The 17837-nt window shown below is 73.7% G+C and carries 15 protein-coding genes and 1 tRNA gene; 7 read left to right on the top strand and 9 right to left on the bottom strand.

The genetic code is table 11. The features are described from left to right. The first annotated feature begins 55 nt into the window (after positions 1 to 55). Both O7602_RS24220 and O7602_RS24215 read left to right on the top strand, forming a co-directional pair. Positions 56 to 616: a hypothetical protein gene (locus tag O7602_RS24220; RefSeq protein WP_281584909.1), complete on the top strand. Its 561-nt coding sequence runs from the start codon at positions 56 to 58 to the stop codon at positions 614 to 616. 102 nt (positions 617 to 718) lie between these two features. Further along, positions 719 to 2053: an NAD(P)/FAD-dependent oxidoreductase gene (locus O7602_RS24215; protein WP_281584908.1), complete on the top strand. Its 1335-nt coding sequence runs from the start codon at positions 719 to 721 to the stop codon at positions 2051 to 2053. Here the strand turns inward: O7602_RS24215 and O7602_RS24210 are convergent. Next, entirely contained in the window at positions 2040 to 3878 is a 1839-nt protein-coding gene (locus O7602_RS24210) for a hypothetical protein (protein WP_281584907.1), read from the bottom strand. The genes O7602_RS24215 and O7602_RS24210 overlap by 14 nt on opposite strands. A 103-nt stretch (positions 3879 to 3981) precedes the next feature. Here O7602_RS24210 and O7602_RS24205 point away from each other — a divergent pair. The 3 genes from O7602_RS24205 (at position 3982) to O7602_RS24195 (ending at position 5426) form a co-directional block, all read left to right on the top strand. Continuing rightward, positions 3982 to 4062 (top strand) — tRNA-Leu (locus O7602_RS24205). A 112-nt stretch (positions 4063 to 4174) separates the two neighbouring features. Next, a complete protein-coding gene (locus O7602_RS24200) occupies positions 4175 to 5008 on the top strand; it encodes a Bax inhibitor-1/YccA family protein (protein WP_281584906.1) in 834 nt (277 codons plus the stop codon). Positions 5009 to 5105: 97 nt separating this feature from the next. Beyond that, on the top strand, positions 5106 to 5426 hold the full coding sequence (locus tag O7602_RS24195; protein ID WP_281584905.1) for a hypothetical protein: 321 nt from the start codon (positions 5106 to 5108) through the stop codon (positions 5424 to 5426). A gap of 705 nt (positions 5427 to 6131) precedes the next feature. Here the strand turns inward: O7602_RS24195 and O7602_RS24190 are convergent. The 4 genes from O7602_RS24190 to O7602_RS24175 form a co-directional block, all read right to left on the bottom strand. Beyond that, on the bottom strand, positions 6132 to 7616 hold the full coding sequence (locus O7602_RS24190; protein ID WP_281584904.1) for a CYTH and CHAD domain-containing protein: 1485 nt from the start codon (positions 7614 to 7616) through the stop codon (positions 6132 to 6134). 40 nt (positions 7617 to 7656) lie between these two features. Then, a complete protein-coding gene (locus O7602_RS24185) occupies positions 7657 to 8919 on the bottom strand; it encodes an acetyl-CoA C-acetyltransferase (RefSeq protein WP_281584903.1) in 1263 nt (420 codons plus the stop codon). A 58-nt stretch (positions 8920 to 8977) separates the two neighbouring features. Next, positions 8978 to 9793 carry an SGNH/GDSL hydrolase family protein gene (locus tag O7602_RS24180; protein ID WP_281584902.1) on the bottom strand — a complete coding sequence of 272 codons (816 nt, stop codon included), beginning with the start codon at positions 9791 to 9793 and terminating at the stop codon, positions 8978 to 8980. Between the two features lie 262 nt (positions 9794 to 10055). Continuing rightward, positions 10056 to 11102 carry an SGNH/GDSL hydrolase family protein gene (locus O7602_RS24175; protein ID WP_281584901.1) on the bottom strand — a complete coding sequence of 349 codons (1047 nt, stop codon included), beginning with the start codon at positions 11100 to 11102 and terminating at the stop codon, positions 10056 to 10058. Between the two features lie 131 nt (positions 11103 to 11233). On the opposite strand from O7602_RS24175, the gene O7602_RS24170 reads away from it, so the two are divergent. After that, positions 11234 to 11590 (top strand): YkvA family protein, encoded by a 357-nt coding sequence (locus O7602_RS24170; protein ID WP_281584900.1) that lies wholly within the window; start codon positions 11234 to 11236, stop codon positions 11588 to 11590. 73 nt (positions 11591 to 11663) lie between these two features. Beyond that, positions 11664 to 13034, top strand: coding sequence for a cystathionine beta-synthase (locus O7602_RS24165; RefSeq protein WP_281584899.1), 1371 nt, complete (start codon positions 11664 to 11666; stop codon positions 13032 to 13034). 69 nt (positions 13035 to 13103) lie between these two features. On the opposite strand, the gene O7602_RS24160 is transcribed toward O7602_RS24165, so the two are convergent. The 4 genes from O7602_RS24160 to ngg form a co-directional block, all read right to left on the bottom strand. After that, on the bottom strand, positions 13104 to 13613 hold the full coding sequence (locus tag O7602_RS24160; protein WP_281584898.1) for a GNAT family N-acetyltransferase: 510 nt from the start codon (positions 13611 to 13613) through the stop codon (positions 13104 to 13106). Next, positions 13610 to 14539, bottom strand: coding sequence for a ribonuclease Z (locus O7602_RS24155; RefSeq protein WP_281584897.1), 930 nt, complete (start codon positions 14537 to 14539; stop codon positions 13610 to 13612). The genes O7602_RS24160 and O7602_RS24155 overlap by 4 nt, the downstream gene beginning before the upstream one ends. Positions 14540 to 14817: 278 nt before the next feature. Beyond that, a complete protein-coding gene (locus tag O7602_RS24150) occupies positions 14818 to 16002 on the bottom strand; it encodes an osmoprotectant NAGGN system M42 family peptidase (protein ID WP_281584896.1) in 1185 nt (394 codons plus the stop codon). Further along, the gene (gene ngg / locus O7602_RS24145) at positions 15999 to 17837 is read right to left on the bottom strand and encodes an N-acetylglutaminylglutamine synthetase (RefSeq protein WP_281584895.1); all 1839 of its coding nucleotides are present in this window, start codon (positions 17835 to 17837) and stop codon (positions 15999 to 16001) included. Before ngg ends, O7602_RS24150 begins: the two co-directional genes overlap by 4 nt.

The raw sequence follows: 17837 nt of genomic DNA, 5'->3' as shown, positions 1-17837 counted from the left end.
GCGCGAGGAACGCAGCGGAGCGGAGTCCCGCAGTCGCGAACGAAGGGCGGGCACGATGAACGGCGTGGTCGAACGGGTGCGCGGGCTGCGGTACCGGGCCGCGCGGGTCAGCGCGCTGCCGCTGCTGGTGCGGGGCGGCATCTTCCTCGTCGTGCTGGCCGGCTTCCTCCTCGCGTACCCGGCGGAGGCGCTGGCCCCGCGGGCGCTGCTGGCCCTGACGGTGGCCGCGGTGCTGCCGGCGGTCGGGCCACGCCGGATCTGGCCGACCTTCGCCGCGCTCGTCACGGTCGCCGGCTGGCTGCTGGCCGCGCTCGGCTTCGACCGGCCGCCGGCGCTGTGGCGGCTGCTCGCCGTGGCCACGCTGCTCTATCTGGCGCACACGCTCTGTGCGCTCGCCGCGCTGCTGCCCTACGACGGGTTGATCGATCCGGACCTGGTGCTGCGCTGGCTAACCCGGGCCGGCGGGGTGGTGCTGGCGAGCGCCGTGCTCGGCATCGTGCTGGCCTGGCTCGGCGGGGTCGGCGGCAGCGGCGGCACGCAGGCGGCGACCGTGGCGGGGCTGCTGGTCGCGGTGGGGCTGAGCGCGCTGCTGGGGTGGCTGCTGCGTCGCAGATGACGGGACATCCCGGGCACGTTGCGCAGGTCACACCGGTTGTGCTCCGTCACAGAAGGGGGTCTCGCGCGGGATTACCCGAGCCCCCCGGGGAAAGATGGAGGCGTGAATCCGAAGCGGATCCTTGTCGTGGGTGCCGGGCACGTCGGCCTGTACGCCGCTCTGCGCCTGTCCAAGAAGCTGAGCTCGCGTGAGGCCGAGGTCGTCGTCGTCGACCCGCAGCCGCACATGACGTACCAGCCGTTCCTCCCGGAGGCCTCGGCGGGCAACATCTCCCCTCGGCACGCTGTGGTGCCGCTGCGGCGGGAGTTGCGCAAGTGCACGGTGGTGGCCGGCACGGTCACCCGGATCGACCACCACCGCAAGACCGCGGTGGTGCAGCCGATCAGCGGCCCGGCCCGGGAGATCCCGTACGACCACGTGGTGGTCGCCCCCGGCTCGGTCTCCCGCACCCTGCCGATCCCCGGCCTGCACGAGAACGGCATCGGGTTCAAGACCATCGGCGAGGCCATCTTCCTGCGCAACCACGTGCTGGACCGGCTCGACGTGGCGGCGGCCACCACCGACCCGGAGGTCCGCCGCCGGGCGCTGACGTTCACCTTCGTCGGCGGCGGCTACGCCGGCATCGAGGCGCTCGCCGAGATGGAGGACATGGCCCGCGACGCGCTGCGCTACTACCCGGAGCTGACGCCGGCGGAGATGCGTTGGGTGCTCGTCGAGGCGACCCAGCGGGTGCTGCCCGAGGTCGACCGGGACATGGGCGCCTACACGGTGCAGCAGCTGATGAAGCGGAACATGGACATCCGGCTGGACACCCGGCTGGAGTCCTGCGTCGACGGGGTGGTCAGGCTCTCCGACGGGGACAGCTTCCCCTCCGACACGATCGTCTGGACCGCCGGCGTGAAGCCGTCGCCGATGCTTGACGCGACGGACCTCCCGCGCGACGAGCGCCGCCGGGTCACCTGCCTCCCGACGCTCCAGGTCGTCGACGGCGACCGGGTGGTCGACGGCGCGTGGAGCGCCGGTGACTGCGCCGCCGTGCCGGACCTGACCAAGGAGCCGGGCAACTTCTGTTCGCCGAGCGCGCAGCACGCGGTGCGGCAGGCGGCCCGGATGGCCGACAACATCGCCAACGTGGTTCGTGGGCGCGAGCCGGTCGACTACAAGCACAAGCACGTCGGCAGCGTCGCCAGCCTCGGCCTGCACAAGGGCGTGGCGCAGGTATACGGCATCAAGATGACCGGCTGGCCGGCGTGGTTCATGCACCGGACGTACCACATGTCGCGGATCCCCTCGCTCAACCGCAAGGTCCGGGTGGTGGTCGACTGGTCGCTGGCGTTCTTCCTCAAGCGTGAGGTGGTCGCCCTGGGCCAGTTGCACGACCCGCGCGAGGAGTTCGCCGAGGCGTCCGCCCCGCCGGTCGGCGCTACGCGGGGCTGAACCGCCAGGTCCAGGCGTCGGCGACCCGGGTGCCCGGCCCGAACAGCGCCTCCAACGTGCGGCGCAGCGCCGTCGCGTGCGGGGCGTCGTCGGTGAGCGCGACGCACGACGCGCGCCAGGCCGCGACGTCCCGGGCCGCCTGGCGGCGCTGCCCGTCGCCGACGGCGGGCGGCACGCCCCGGCGGGCCACGTCGGCGAGCAGGGCCGAGGTGGGGCGCTGCCAGGTGCCCATGGTGGCGGAGCCGCCCCGCCCGTACGGGCCGATGAAGAAGCCCTCCGGCATGCCGAACTCGACTCCGGCGGCGGTGGCCCAGCGCATCGGTCCGGGATCGCGCGGGGTGGCCGTCGGCACCGGCACCAGCACCCCGCCGGGGCGTACGCACTGCCGCCAGTGACCGCCGGTGACGAACTCGGGCAGCGGCGGCCGGTCGACCGTGGGCAGCGGCGTGGGGAACACGCTGAGCAGGGCCGCGCCGACCGCGAGCGGCACCAGCCGGCGGGCCGGACCCGGCTCGCGCAGCGCCCGGTGCACGGCGAGCGTGAGCACGGCGCCGACAAGTGGCAGCACGGCCAGCGCGAAACGCGTCGGCAGCGCGCCGTCCACCACCGGCAGGCCGTCGAGCAGCGCGTACGGGCCGGGTACGCCGGTCCGCTCGCCACCGGCCACCACCTCCGGGCCGAGCGCGAGCGCGGCCATCACGAGCGCCGCGGCCACGATGGCGCGCACCAGGGCCCGCCGCCCCGACCAGACCGCGCAGCCGGCCGCGACCAGCAGCAGCGGCCAGCCCAGGAACGTGGTGAACTCGGCCGGTCCGGTGGTCAGCCGGACCGACTCCGGGCTGCCGAACACGGTGAGCGCGGAGAGCCGGACCCAGCCGGTCAGGTCGGCGGAGAAGTAGGCCGCCGGGAACATCCCGTCCGCCACGCCCTGCGGGCCGGCGAACTGCACCCAGAGCGGGTACGCCAGCACCAGCAGCGCCAGTCCGGCGGCGCAGAGCAGCCCACCGGCGAAACCGGGAAGCGCGCGACGGGCCAGCTCCCGGTCGGCCAACCCGTACCCGACTGCCATCACCGCCAGGGTGAGCGCGGTGAGGAAGAGCACCTCCTCGCCGACGAAGACCTGCACGCTGACGACGGCGGCCAGCCCGACCGCCGAGGAGGCCATCCGGCGGCGGTCCGGGCCGTCCGGGCGGCCGGCCGGATCCGCGGCGCGCAGCAGCCGGACCACCAACCAGACGATCACCGGCACCAGCCACTGCGCGGTCATGTGCAGGTGGCCGTTGCTCTGCGAGACCATCCCCGGCCCGAAACCGCAGAGCGCCGCGCCGAGCGCGGCGGCGAGCCGGCGGGCCCCCAGCACCCGGCTGAACAGCAGATACCAGGCGACCGCCGTGCCGGCCAGGTCGCCGGCCACCAGCAGCGCGAACGTCACCGGCGCACCGAAGGCCAGGGTGACCGGCGCCAGCGGCATCCCGAGCGCCACCACCGAGGTGTTCGCCAGCAGATTCACCCCGTCGGGTGCGTTGAGCCGGTCGGTGACCAGGCTGAGGTCGCCGCGCAGGGCACGCGCGTCGAGCGCCAGGAACCACTCGTAGAGCGTCTGGTCGGCGGGGTTGAGCGCGAGCATCCGGGTGCCCGGCGCCGGCCACAGGCGGTGGGTGAGCCAGCCGGCGAACGCCACGAACAGCAGCCCGACCAGCAGGTCCGCGCGGTGCCGGCGGGCGGCGGCCCGCGCCCGGGCCAGCCGCGCCCCGACGGCTGGCGGCGCGGGGTGGAGCGCCTGGTCCGGGCCGGGCGCCGGGGCCGGGCGGGCGGCGCTGGTCACGGCCCCGACCCTAACGGCCACACCGCCGGGGTACGCCGAGGCGCGGCGCAGCCGCTACGGTGAGATCTGCACCGCCACGCGCGTCGACGCGCCGGTGTCACCCGCCCGGGTGGTGGAACGGCAGACACGGCCGCCTTAAAAGCGGCTGCCGCAAGGCGTGCGGGTTCGACCCCCGCCCCGGGCACCCCCGAACTCTCAGGTTTCCCACAGCTTCGCGCCGCACACGGGTTGGCCTCCCCGTCTACCCTGGAGGCGCACGTCTGCGTGCGAACGACCCCCTGAGGGAGGCCTGAGAAGTGAAGTCCTCGAACCCGGTGCTCGCCCGGCTCGGCCAGGCGGCCGAGCGTGAGCGGGCGACCGGGTACGCCCAGCCCGGGCCGTACGGTCAGCCCGGATACCCCCAGCAGTACCCGCCGCAGCAGCCCTACCCGGGCGCCTACGGCCAGCCGGTGGCCCCACCCGCCGTGACCCCGATGACCATCGACGACGTCGTGGTCAAGACGGTCCTCATGCTCGCCCTGCTCGGCGCCGCGGGTGCCGCGGCGTGGGTGCTCGTGCCGGACTCCCTGGCCGGCGTGGCCTGGATCGGCGCCGCGGTGGTCGGCCTGGTGCTCGGCCTGATCATCTCGTTCTCCCGGATCGCCAACCCGGCGCTCGTGGTGGCCTACTCGATCGTCGAGGGCGTCTTCGTCGGCCTGGTCAGCAAGGCGTTCGAGTCGGCCTACAACGGCATCGTGCTCCAGGCGGTGGCGGCCAGCTTCGGCGTCTTCTTCCTGATGGCCATCATCTACAAGGCGCGCATCATCCGGGCCACCCCGAAGTTCGCCCGGATCATGATGGCGATCATCGCCGGCCTGTTCGGCGTCATGCTCGTCAACCTGGTGCTGTCGCTGTTCGGCGTGAACACGCACCTGCGCGACGGCAGCCCGCTCGCGATCGGCTTCAGCCTGGTCTGCATCGTGGTGGCGTCGCTGAGCTTCGTGCTCAACTTCGCGCAGATCGAGGAGGGGGTCCGGATGGGCCTCCCGCAGCGCTACGCCTGGACGGCCGCGTTCGGCATCGTGGTCGGCCTGGTCTGGCTCTACCTGGAGATCCTGCGGCTGCTCAGCTACCTCCAGGGTGACGACTGACCGTCGCCCGTCCGCCCGTCCGCCGACGCCCGCCTGCCGCACCCGCGGCGGCGGGCGTCGTCGTTCCTCCGACCGTCCGACCGTAGACTCGGCGACGATGAGCGCAGCGGAGCTGGACCGGGCGGTGACCCTGCTGGTCCGACAGGTCGGGCACTGGCAGCAGCCGCGCTGGTCGGCGCCGGCCGAGGGGGGCAACGTGTCCCGGGCGGACCTGGTGCACAAGCTCGTCCAGGAACTCGCCAACCTGGCCGCCGACGTGGCCGGCGAGCCGCGCCGGGAGGTGCCCCGGCTCCCCAGCGACCTGGCCCTGACCGACCAGCTCCGGGTGGTCGCCGCCGACCTGGCCCTGGCCGCGCCGCCGGAACCCGTGCTGGCCGGCGCCGCCGAAGCGGTGACCCGCACCCGCTCCGCCCTCTAGCGGCAGCCGTCCGACACGGTGCACCTCGATGCCGGCGCGCCTTTGGGCGCTGGCGTGCCTTCGGATGCCGGCGTGCCTTCGGATGCCGGCGTGCCTTCGGATGCCGGCGTGCCTTTGGGCGCTGGCGTGGTCTGGAGGTTCCTGCTTCGCCCTGATTGCGGGTGTTCTTCCCGGCCCAACCCGCCGAAGTGGCGGCATTTCCAGTGCACAGAACTCCGTTAGTTCGGCGACCTGACGCTGTGACCGGCCGGGATGTCGCAAGCCGGCCTTGTCACACGGCGGTCGTCGCGGTGAGGTGACGCCTCTACCCGAACGGGTGCCTCTCCGGGCGCTACAAACTTGATGGCGTGAATGGATCAGCCGGCAGTGTGAGGTCCGGAGTTGCCCTGCCGGGTAGGTGCGGCGTCGGGCAAGGCGGGAGCGAGGGCCGGGCGGGCGAGGGCCGGGCGGGGATGGAGTCCGGGTGGGGCAAGGTCCGGTTGGACACGGCCGCTGTCCAAGCGGACCGAGGCGCTGTCCTGACTCATCTGCGTCATCAAGTTTCTAGGCGCCGACATAGGCCCTCCCGCCGCCGCACGGGAAGGCCGTCTCAGGGCCGGAGCTGACGCAGGAGCCGGCGGAGGGCCGCCGGGAGAGTGAGAAAGGTCGTTGCTAGGACCGTCGGAGGAATCTGCCAACGCATAACGGCGCCCGGTGGCCCAGCGGTCAGCGGGTCAGCCAGCGGCGTACCTTGCGCCGCCGGGCCCGGTCCCGCGCCCGCAGCACCGCCGGCAGGTCGTGCCCGGCGGTCTCGGCCTGGCGGGCGTGCAACAGGCCGTAGGTGAACGTGTTCTCGCCCTCGGCGTACGCCCGGAGCGCGTGGCGGAGCAGCACCTCCCGGGTCACCACCGAATCCTGGTGCGTGCCGAGCAGGTCCTGGAGCCGCTTGAACCGCTTCACCAGGCGGGTGGCCGGCTTCCCGACGGCGGGCTCGCGCACCTCCGCCGCGTACCGGGCCGCCTTGTACTTCTTGCGCGCCTCGTGCAGGGCGGCGTCGCCGGCCGGGCCGCCACCGGCGAGCGCCCGGTCCAGCCGCTCGTCGGCGCGGCGCACCGCGCGGCGTACCCGGCGGGCTGTCCAACGACTGTCGACCTCGCGCGCCGGGCCGTCGAGCAGCCGGTCCAGGCGGGTCAGCAGCTCGGGGTAGCGGTCGGAGTCCAGCGCGGCCCGCAACGCGGTGGTCGCCTCCGCCAGGTCGGCGGCGAACCGTTCGCCGGTCCGCGCGGCGACCGGACCGAGCACCAGATCGTCCGGCAGCTCGTGCACCGCCGCGGCCAGCCGGCCGGCCATCACCTGGTGGTCGCGCACCGCGCCCAGCTCGCCACCGAGCCAGCGCAGCTCGGCCCGTACCGCCTCGCTCTCCCGCCGGGCCCACAGGCCGCGGAACGTGCGCAGCGTGGCCCGGAGCCGTCGGACCGCCACGCGCATGTCGTGGACCGCGTCCTCGTCCCCCTGGTACGCCGCCGCGTGGTTGGCGACGATCGTGTCGCGCTGCTCCCGGGCGTACCCGATGACCGGCCCGGCCGCGTCGGCGGGCGGCCGGGTGTCGAAGCGCGCGAGCCGGTGCGCGACCGCTCGGTGCGACTTGCTGACCGGCACCTCGTGGGCGCCGGCCCCGGACAGCCGGACGGCCACCGCGTCGAGCAGGTCCTCGTCGCCGTCGACCAGCTCGACCTCGACTTCGTACCAGCTCTGCGTGGTGCCGTCGAGCAGGTCCTCGGACCGGACGTCGTCCTCGGCGACCTCGGCCAGCACCCGGCCGTCGGAGGCCAGCAGCCGCCGCTCCCGGCGGTGGTTGACGACCCGGGCCGCCGGGGCCACCGGGCGGCCCCGGGACGCGCCCCGGATCAGCGCGGCCAGCTCGGCCGGCGGGCCGGCGCCGGACGCGCCGGCCGGGAACTGGTGCTCCACCCGCGCGCCACCGACCGCGCCCACCTTCAGGTGCCAGCCGGCGTCGTGCCCGCCGGTACGCCGCCGCAGCGCGTGGCCGCTGCGGAGCAGCCGCAGGTCGTCGGTGTCCCAGTAGACGGCGTCCAGTTCCAGGGCGGTGGCGTCGGACACCGTCGCGACGCCACCGCACCCCGTCAGGTCGGGCAGTTGGAAACCATCATCGCCGGAGAACTTGCGCTCGCGTTCCACGACGGTCGCCATGCCGAGTGCGGTACCCGGTTCGCGCCGTCGCGAATCGGCCTCAGTTGAGCCGTTCGAGCACCATGGCCATGCCCTGGCCACCGCCGACGCACATGGTCTCCAGGCCGATGGTCCGGTCGTGCCACTCCAGGGCGTTGAGCAGGGTGCCGGTGATCCGGGCACCGGTCATGCCGAACGGGTGGCCGACCGCGATCGCGCCGCCGGCCACGTTCAGCTTCTCCTCCGGGATGCCGAGCTGCCGGTACGACGGGATCACCTGGGCGGCGAACGCCTCGTTGATCTCCACCAGGTCGACGTCGTCGATGGTCATGCCGGCCCGCTTCAGCGCCTGCTTCGACGCCTCGACGGGGCCGAGCCCCATGATCTCGGGGGAGAGCGCGGTGACGCCTGTGGAGACGATCCGGGCCAGCGGGGTGAGGCCCAGCTCGGCCGCCCGGCCGGCACTCATGATCACCACCGCGGCGGCGCCGTCGTTGAGCGGGCAGCAGTTGCCGGCGGTGATCCGGCCGTCCGGGCGGAACACCGGCTTGAGCCCGGCCACGGCCTCCAGGGTCACCCCCGCACGCGGGCCGTCGTCGGTGCTGACCACGGTGCCGTCCGGCGTCGTGACCGGGGTGATCTCGCGGGCCCAGAAGCCGTCCGCGATCGCCTTCTCGGCCAGGTTCTGGCTGCGGACGCCGAACGCGTCCATGTCCTCGCGGCTCACGTCGTACACCTGGGCCAGGTTTTCCGCGGTCTGACCCATGGCGAGGTAGACGTCCGGCAGCGCGCCGGCCTCCCGCGGGTCGGTCCACACCTCGGCGCCGGCCTGCGCGCGGGCCTGCGAACGCTCCCGCGCCTCGGCGAAGCGTGGATTCTCCCAACCGCCGCCGACAAGCGCCTGCGCCTCCGGCGGCAGCGTGTCCGAGTTGCCCCGCGCGTACCGGGAGACCATCTCCACCCCGGCGGAGACGAACACGTCGCCCTCGCCGGCCCGGATCGCGTGCATCGCCATCCGGGTGGTCTGCAACGACGAGGCGCAGTAGCGGGTCAGCGTGGCGCCCGGCAGCCCGTCCAGGCCCAGCAGGGTGGCGACCACCCGGGCCATGTTGAACCCCTGCTCCCCGCCGGGCAGACCGCACCCGAGGTAGAGGTCGTCGATGGTGGTGGGATCGAGCGCCGGGACCTTGTCGAGGGCGGCCTGGACGATGGTGGCGGCGAGGTCGTCCGGGCGGACCTCGCGCAGGGAACCCTTGAACGCGCGGCCGATGGGGGACCGGGCGGTGGCGACGATGACGGCGTCGCGGGGCGACTCAATCGGCATGAACCAACGTTAACCTGCGGGTAACTTGCGGTGGAAGCCGCGCGCCGGGCGGGAAATGTCACCCCGCCGGCGGCCGTCGGTGGTGCCGGAACGCGACCGCCGCGGCGGCCGCGACCGCCGGGAGCAACGCGTGCGCCCAGACCCGGTAGCCGTCCGCGGACGGATGGAAACCGTCGTGGCAGAGCGTGCCGGCGTCGGCCCGGAACACCGGGCCGGTCTCGGTCCCCAGGTCGACCACGGCGCCGCCGGCGTCGAGCACGGCCACCGTCTGGGCCCGTGCCATCCGCCGCCCGGACCAGCCGAGCACCTGGCGCAGCGGGGCGGCGACCGCGCGTACCGCGCCGAGATCGGGGCAGGTGCCCACCACGACCTCGACGTGCGCCTCGCGGAGCCGGCGCACCGCCGAGCCGAGGTAGGCCGCCGCGTCGGCCGGGCGGGTCAGGGCGGTGGCGTCGTTCGCCCCGATCAGCACCACCGCCACGTCGGGTCGCTCACCGAGCAGCGCGCGGGCCACCTGGGTGGCCAGGTCGTTGGCGCGGGAGCCGGAAACCCCGACGCTCGACAGGTGCACCCGCCGGCCGGCCGGCCCCTCGGCAAGTAGGAGGGCGAGCTGGCCGCCGATGGTCTCCTCGAACCGGTCGACACCCACGCCGAGCGCCGATGAGTCGCCGAGCAGCACCAGCCGCAGCGGCGGCGCATCGGCCCGGCCGACCGTGGCGCGCAGCACGAGACCCAGCTCGGGCTGGGCGTACTCGCGGCTGCGGGCGGCGATGGCCTGGCCGGCGAGCACCGCCGCGCCACCCACGGTGCCGGCCAGCAGCGACAGGGCCGCGGCCCGGCCCCACCGGGCTGCCGTCTCGTTCGGTCCGCTCATGCCATCACCTCGCTGCGCTCGCTCATGCCGGCACTCCGCTTCGCTGCGTGCCGTCATGAGGCACGTTCGCCCTGAGCTTGCTGATTCGCTCGCTGCGCTCGCTCATGCCGCCACTCCGCTTCGCTGCGTGCCGTCATGAGGCACGTTCGCCCTGAGCTTGCTGATTCGCTCGCTGCGCTCGCTCATGCCGCCACTCCGCTTCGCTGCGTGCCGTCATGAGGCACGTTCGCCCTGAGCTTGCTGATTCGCTCGCTGCGCTCGCTCATGCCGTTCCCTCAAGTGTGGCCGGGTCGGCCGCGGCGCCGGTCGCCGACACCGCGCCGACACCGAAGAAGGCCCGTCGGCGAAGCTGCGCCCACCGGCCGCCCGGCCCGCGGTCGCGGCCCCGCAGTTGGGCGCCGGTGACCTCCGTGCCGGCGTGCCGGGCCGCCTCCTGAGCCGCCTTCGGAAGCGACCGTACGCCCTCCAGACCGCTGAGCGAAGGACGGCGTTCGGGCGCCGCCTCCAGCGCCGAGAGCACGGTGGGCAGCAGTGCCGCCGCGGCCATCGCGTACCCCTCCGCCGAGGGATGGAACCGGTCCCAGGCGAACATCCGGCCGGGCTCGGCGGCGAACCGCGGCCCCAGCAGGTCGCCGAGGGAGACCGTCCGGCCACCCGCCTCCACCACCGCCACCGTCTGGGCGGCGGCCAGTTGCCGGCTCCACCGCCGGGCCAGCCAGCGCAGCGGAGGCTGGATCGGCCGGATAGTGCCCAGGTCGGGGCAGGTGCCGACGACCACCTCGCAGCCGGCGGCGCGTAGCGTGCGGACCGCGTCGACCAGATAGCGCACGGCCAGCGCAAGCGGGGTGCGGTTGGTGACGTCGTTGCCGCCGACAAGCACCACGGCGATGTCCGGCTCGACCTCCAGCGCGGACTCGACCTGCGGCTTCAGGCCGGCCGACAGGGCGCCCACCACGGCGAAGCGGTGCAGCCGGACCGGCCGGTGCAGGCGGCGGGACAGCCCGGTGGCCAGCAGGGAGCCGGGCGTCTCCCGACGCCGGTAGACGCCGTAGCCGGCGGCGGAGGAGTCACCGAGGACGACCATGGTGACCGGCGGGCCGGGGAACCTCGCGCCGTAGACGCCGTCACAGCGCGGCGGCGGGGCCTGCGCCATCGGGATGGTGCGGCGGGCCCGCCGGGCCTGGCCGAGCAGCACCCCGCCGGTGGCGGCCGTGGCCGCCACCGTGGCGCCCGTGCCGATCGCCGCCAGGCGGGCGATCTGCCGGGCGCGTCGCCGGCGGACCGGCGCCACGGAACCAGCGTCCCCCATGAGCCGACAGTATCGCGCCGGCACGACCATCGCTGTCCTTGATCGGGCGGCTGGACGGTGACCGTTCTGGGTACCAGTGGGGTGGGCTTGCCCGGGTGACGCACCCTGGTCCAGCGGAGAAAGGCGGAAACATGGGGAAGACGTTGAAGCGCAGCGCCGCGTTCGCCGCGCTGGCCCGGGCACTGGCGGCCGGCGCGCGACGCGGGCCGTCGCTCGGCACCCGGATGGCGGCGCTGCCCCGGATGATCCGGGCCACCAGCCGGGGGGAGTACGACGGTGGGCTGCGGCTGGCGCTGATGGCCGGGGCGGCGGCGTACGTCGTCTCCCCGATCGACCTGCTGCCGGAGATCCCGCTGGCGATCTTCGGGTTGGCCGACGACGCGGTCATGGTCACCTGGCTGGCCGGCAGCGTGCTCGCCGAGACGGAGCGGTTCCTGGAGTGGGAGGCGCGCCGTAGCTCCGTCATCCCCGGGCATGTGGCCCCCTGACGGCACGTACGCTGGCGACGAAACCGGCTGACCGACCGCCCCACGACGGCGGCGCGACGAAGGGCACAACGAGGTGCAGTACTACGACAACGTCGTCGAGTTGATCGGCAACACCCCGCTGGTCCGCCTGCGCAACGTCACCGAGGGCATCCAGGCGACCGTGCTGGCGAAGGTGGAATACGTCAACCCGGGCGGCTCGGTCAAGGACCGGATCGCGCTGCGCATGGTGGAGGACGCCGAGAAGGCCGGCATCCTCGGGCCGGGCGGCACGATCGTGGAGCCGACAAGCGGCAACACCGGCGTCGGGTTGGCCCTGGTGGCCCAGCTCAAGGGCTACCGCTGCGTCTTCGTCTGCCCGGACAAGGTCAGCCAGGACAAGCAGGACGTGCTGCGGGCGTACGGCGCCGAAGTGGTGGTCTGCCCGACCGCCGTCGCGCCGGAAGACCCGCGCTCCTACTACAACGTCTCCAACCGGCTGGCCCGGGAGATCCCCGGCGCGTGGAAGCCGGACCAGTACAGCAACCCGGCCAACCCGCGTTCGCACTACGAGACCACCGGCCCGGAACTGTGGCGGCAGACCGAGGGCCGGATCACCCACTTCGTCACCGGCGTCGGCACCGGCGGCACCATCTCCGGCATCGGCCGCTACCTGAAGGAGGCGTCCGAGGGCCGGGTCAAAGTGATCGGCGCGGACCCGGAGGGCTCGGTCTACTCCGGCGGCAGCGGCCGGCCGTACCTGGTCGAGGGCGTCGGTGAGGACTTCTGGCCGGCGACGTACGACCGCGGGATCGCCGACGAGATCGTCGAGGTGTCGGACAAGCAGTCGTTCGAGATGACCCGGCGGCTGGCCCGCGAGGAGGGGCTGCTGGTCGGCGGCTCCTGCGGCATGGCCGTGGTGGGCGCGCTGGAGGTGGCCCGCAAGGCCGGGCCGGACGACGTGGTCGTGGTGCTGCTGCCGGACGGCGGTCGGGGCTACCTGTCCAAGATCTTCAACGACCGGTGGATGGCCCGGTACGGCTTCCTGGCCGACGCCGGCACCGAGCCGACCGTGGCCGACGCGCTCGGCAGCAAGCCGGGCGGCCTGCCCGAGCTGGTGCACGTCCACCCGACCGAGACGGTCCGCGACGCCATCGACTACATGCGCGAGTACGGCGTCTCCCAGCTCCCCGTGCTGAAGGCCGAGCCGCCGGTGGTGACCGGCGAGGTGGCCGGTTCGATCGCCGAGAAGGACCTGCTCGACGCGCTCTTCACCGGCCAGGCGCACCTGCACGACACGATCGAGCGGCACATGGGCGAGCCGCTGCCGATGATCGGTGGGGGGCAGCCGGTCAGCGAGGCGGTCGGGCTGCTGGAGAAGGCCGACGCGGCGCTCGTGCTCGTCGACGGCAAGCCGCGGGGCGTGCTGACCCGCCAGGACCTGCTGGCCCACCTCGGCGCCCGCTGAGCGAGGCGCGTGAGCGCGTGTTAAGCGGGGGCCCTTCCTCTACCGAATGCGTTAAGCGGGGGCCCCTCCTTACACCGGACGGGTGTAGCGGAGCTGGGGGACGGTGACGGGGCCGATGCGTTCGGTGAGGTGGCCGCCGGTGGCGTGCCAGCCGCCGCGCTCGTAGAAGCGGCGTGCGGCGGCGTTGTCCCGCAGCACCCACAGCGCGGCCCGGGTCCAACCACGGGCCCGGATCGCGTCCAGGGCGTCCACCATCAGCGCCCGGCCGGTGCCCCGGCCCCGCTCGTCCGGCTCCAGGTGGATGGCGTGGAGCAGCCCGGTCGCCGGGTCGCCCTCGTCGTCCGGGCCCAGGTAGCTGAAGCCCACCAGCCGCCCGTCCCGCTCGGCCACGGTCATCCGGTGGTCCATGCCCTCCCAGGTGAGCCGTTCCACCCAGTATCGGCCCATCGCCTCCGGGGTCGGGTCGGCAAGCGCCTCCGGCGGCAGGAACGACGAGTACGCCGCCACCCGGGAACGCTGGTGCAGAGCGCCGACCGCCATCAGGTCGGCCTCGGTAGCGGGGCGTAGGGAGAGCGTCACCCGGGCGACGGTACCCGTCGGGGTGGCACCGGAACCGTGCCCAGGTCCTCGGCGATCACCAACTCCCCGGTGAAGTGCTCCCGGGCCTCGTCGTGGAACCGGCGCGGGTCGGCGTACCGCTGGGAGAAGTGGGTGAGCACGAGCGTGCGTACCCCCGACTCGGCCGCCACCCGCGCGGCCTGGCCGGCGGTGAGGTGGCCGACCTCAGCGGCGAGCGTGGCCTCCGACTCGCAGAACGTCGACTCGATGACCAGCAGGTCGGCGTGTTCGGCGAGGGCGTACACCCCGTCGCAGAGCCCGGTGTCCATCACGAACGCGAATCGCTGCCCCGGTCGGGTGACGCTCACCTCGTCGCGGCTGACGCGACGCCCGTCGAGGTCCAGGTGGCCCGCGCGGAGCAGCTCGCCCACGGCCGGACCGGCGATGCCGTACGCGGACAGCCGCTCCGGGAGCAGCCGGCAGCCGTCCGGCTCGACCAGGCGGTAGCCGTACGTCTCGACGGGGTGCCGCAGCCGGCGGGCCTCAAGCGTGCCGATGCCGAGCGCGACGCGCTGCCCGTCGGCGTGGATGGGCTCGACGGCCAGCTCGGCGGTCTCGTGGAAGCTCGACGCGTGGCGCAGCCGGGCGAAGTATTCCGCGCCGCCGGCCGGGAAGTGCACGGCCACCGGGCGGGGCACCCGGTCCAGGGAGAGCCGTTGGATCATGCCGGGCAGCCCGAGGCAGTGGTCGCCGTGGAAGTGGGTGACGCAGATCCGGGTCAGGTCGGTGGCGGTGACGCCGGTGTGCAGCATCTGACGCTGGCTACCCTCGCCCGGGTCGAAGAGGATCACCTCGTCGTCCCAGCGCAGCAGGTAGCCGTTGTGGTTGCGGACCCGGGTGGGGGCCTGGCTGGCCGTGCCCAGCACCACCAGCTCACGCATGGACAAGGCCGCCTCCCGACATGAAGCGACCCCCGGGGCTTCCGCGCTCACGCGCGGGCCGGCTGGACTGTGGCCGGCACCCCGGGGGTCGGGTGGCTGTCGTGGTTTCGCCGCACCGCTGCCACACGGTCTCGACGATCTTTCTTCACTGTCGAGGACAGCGGCTAGCGGACAGCCACCTCACGAGTCCGATTGCTATACAAGTCTGGACCACCTCCTTTCCCGTGTACCGCCACGCTATCCACTCCCCGGCGGCCTCGGCAACGGATTTCGATCACAGACGCCTACTCCACGCCGATCGGGCCCTCGCGCGGGCCGTCGATGTGGGCGGGCTGCACCGCCAGCGACGGGAAGTCGGCCAGGTCGCCCTCCGGCTCGGCGTCCCACTCCGGGAACACCAGCGGGCTCTGCAGATAGAGGCAGAGCAGTTGGGTGAGGTGGTGCAGGCCGTCCAGGTGGGTGCGCTCGTGGCCGTGGGTGGCGTCCACGCCGAAGCCGAGCAACGCCACCCGGGCGTGCGCCCCGGCCTCGACCGCCGACGCCGCGTCCGAGCGGTAGTAGTCGAACACGTCCCGGACCAGGTCGACGCCGTGCTCCTTGGCGATCGAGGCCAGGTTGCGGGTCAGGTGGTAGTCGAACGGCCCCACCCCGTCGCCCATGGCCAGGGTGGCGGCGTTCTCCCGGGACTGCTGGCCGGGCGCGACCACCGCCGCGTCCACCGAGACGATCTCCGCCACGTCCGGGTCCAGCCCGTGGCTGGCGCCGTGGCCGATCTCCTCGGTGACGGTGACCAGCAGGTGCGCGCTGACCGCCGGGGTGACACCGGCGTCGACCATCGCCTTGAACGCGGTGAGCACCGCGGCCACGCCGGCCTTGTCGTCCAGGTGCCGGGACTTGACGTACCCGCTGGGGGTGATGGATGGGTTGGGCAGCAGCGCGACGAAGTCTCCGGTGTCGATGCCGAGCGCCCGCAGGCCGGCCTCGTCGGTCACCGGTTCGTCCACCCGGACCTCCACCAGCTCCCAGCCGACGCCCTGGAGATCGACCGCCTCGTTGTAGCGGTGCCCGCTCGCCTTCAGCGGAAGAATCTGGCCGGTGACCACCCGGTCCAGGTCGTCGGTGAAGACCCGCACGTGCGCGCCCTCGGCGAAGCGGGCACTGTGCGTGCCGATCGGGTTGATCTCCAGCCGGCCGTTCTCCTTGAGCCGCTTGACCATGCCGCCGATGGTGTCGGTGTGCACCACGACGGCCCGGTCCGCCCCGGTCGACCGGGGCCCGGGCAGGCAGGCGCTCAGCGCCCCGCGCCGGGTCAGCGTGGAGCTGATCCCGAGCGCGGAGAGCCGTTCGCCCACGTACTGCTGGATGTGGTCGGTACGCCCGGACGGGCTGGGGATCTCCAGCAGTTCCACCAGCACCTGGCGCAGGTATTCGAGGTCGAGCTTGAGCGGTTCGGGTTTCCGTGCGGTCATGCCCCAGAGCCTGCCGCACCGGCCGGCGACCAGAGTCGCTGCGGTGCCCGCGTGCCCGGGAAGAGCAGGTCGACGAACCGTTCGGCGGTCGGCTGCGGCTCATGGTTGGCCAGACCCGGCCGTTCGTTCGCCTCGATGAAGACGTGTTCCGGCGCGTCCGGGGCGGGCACCAGCAGATCCAGCCCGGTGACCGGGATGTCGAGCGCCCGGCTGGCCGTCACGCACGCCTCCGCGATCGCCGGGTGCAACTCGGCGGTCACGTCGTGGATGGTGCCGCCGGTGTGCAGGTTCGCCGTCCGCCGGACCGCCAGCACCTGCCCCTCGGGGAGCACGTCGTGCATCCGGTAGCCGGCCTCGGACACCACCTCGCGGGTCATGCCGTCGATCGGGATCCGGGACTCGCCGCCGGTGGCGGCGGCCCGGCGGCGGCTCTGCCGTTCGATCAGCTCGGTGACGTCGTGCACCCCGTCGCCGGTGATCTGCGCCGGCCGGCGCACCGCGGCGGCCACCACCTCGTGGTCGATCACCACCACCCGCAGGTCCTCGCCCGCGCGCAACTCCTCGATCAACACGTCCGGGCAGAACCGCCGAGCCAGCTCGACGGCCGCGGTCAGCGCCTCCGGCGTCCGCACGCCGACGGTGATCCCGTTGCCCTGCTCACCCCGCGCCGGCTTGACCACCACCGGGCCGACGTCGGCCAGGAACGCCACGTCGTCGGGCTCGCCGGTGGCGGTGCGCCCGCGCGGCACGGACAGCCCCGCCTCGGTGAGGATGCGCCGGGTGACCCGCTTGTCGTCGCAGCGGCTCATCGCCACCGCCGAGGTCAGCTCGGACAGCGACTCGCGGGTGTGGATGGTCCGGCCGCCGCTCGTCAGCTTCAGCTCACCCCAGTGCGGGTCGGTCACCTCCACCCGGATGCCGCGCCGCATCGCCTCGTCCGCGACGATCTTCGCGTACGGGTTCAGCTCGTCGTACCCCTCCGGCATGGCGGGCAGGAAGAGCCGCTCGTTGATCGGGTTCTTCCGCTTGACGCAGAGCGTGCCGGTGCGGTGGAAGCCGAGCCGCTCGTAGAGCCGGATCGCGCCGGAGTTCTCGGCCAGCACGGACAGGTCCACGTACGCCCGGCCGCGCGCGTCGAGCCGGTCGGCGAGCGCGGTGAGCAGCGCCTGGCCGGTGCCGGGCGGCGCGGTGTTGAAGTCCACCGTCAGGCACCAGAGGCTGGCGCCGTTCTCCGCGTCGGCGAAGACCGCCACGTGGTCCACGCCGGTGATGGTGCCGACCACCTCGCCTGTCGCGTCCTCGGCGACCAGGTGCAGGAACCGGTCGGTGGCGGCGTTCTCCACGAGCACCTCGACCGGGGCGGTGACCATGCCGTTGCGGGCGTAGATCCGGTTCACCGCGTCCGCGTCGGCCGCGTCGCGCAGCGGCCGGATCGCCAGCCCGGGGATGTCCTCACCCTCGGTGGCCGCCGGCCGGCGCTCGCCGAGCGGCAGCCGGTAGGTGAGCGACGGGTCGATGAACAGCTCGTCCGGCAGCCGGGAGACAAGCACGTGCGGGTCGCGCAGGTAGATGCAGATGTCCCGGGCGCCGTTGGCCTCGGAGCGCAGCACGTCGGCCACGTGGAGCTGGTCGGTGAAGGTCTGACCGAAGACCAGCCGGCCCCAACCGCAGTCGAGCACCACGCCGGAGGCGTCCGCGGACTCGGGCGACGGCCGGCGCGGCTCCGGCGTACCGGGGGCGACCGGGTCGCCGCCCGGGCCGGTGCGTTCCCGGCGCCGGCCCAGCACCCGTTCCCGGTCGGTGCGTGCCGTGCCGGTGGCGAGGGTGTCGGTCAC

This window comes from Micromonospora sp. WMMD1128, assembly GCF_027497235.1.
Lineage (GTDB): Bacteria > Actinomycetota > Actinomycetes > Mycobacteriales > Micromonosporaceae > Micromonospora.
This window is presented reverse-complemented; position numbering and strand designations above follow the sequence as displayed.

Bases quoted from the DNA above. Each gene is read 5' to 3' on its own strand.
- O7602_RS24175 (WP_281584901.1), bottom strand. From the start codon at position 11,102: ATGGGGGACGCTGGTTCCGTGGCGCCGGTCCGCCGGCGACGCGCCCGG.
- O7602_RS24170 (WP_281584900.1), top strand. From the start codon at position 11,234: ATGGGGAAGACGTTGAAGCGCAGCGCCGCGTTCGCCGCGCTGGCCCGG.
- O7602_RS24150 (WP_281584896.1), bottom strand. From the start codon at position 16,002: ATGACCGCACGGAAACCCGAACCGCTCAAGCTCGACCTCGAATACCTG.
- O7602_RS24185 (WP_281584903.1), bottom strand. From the start codon at position 8,919: ATGCCGATTGAGTCGCCCCGCGACGCCGTCATCGTCGCCACCGCCCGG.
- O7602_RS24220 (WP_281584909.1), top strand. From the start codon at position 56: ATGAACGGCGTGGTCGAACGGGTGCGCGGGCTGCGGTACCGGGCCGCG.
- O7602_RS24180 (WP_281584902.1), bottom strand. From the start codon at position 9,793: ATGAGCGGACCGAACGAGACGGCAGCCCGGTGGGGCCGGGCCGCGGCC.
- O7602_RS24190 (WP_281584904.1), bottom strand. From the start codon at position 7,616: ATGGCGACCGTCGTGGAACGCGAGCGCAAGTTCTCCGGCGATGATGGT.
- O7602_RS24195 (WP_281584905.1), top strand. From the start codon at position 5,106: ATGAGCGCAGCGGAGCTGGACCGGGCGGTGACCCTGCTGGTCCGACAG.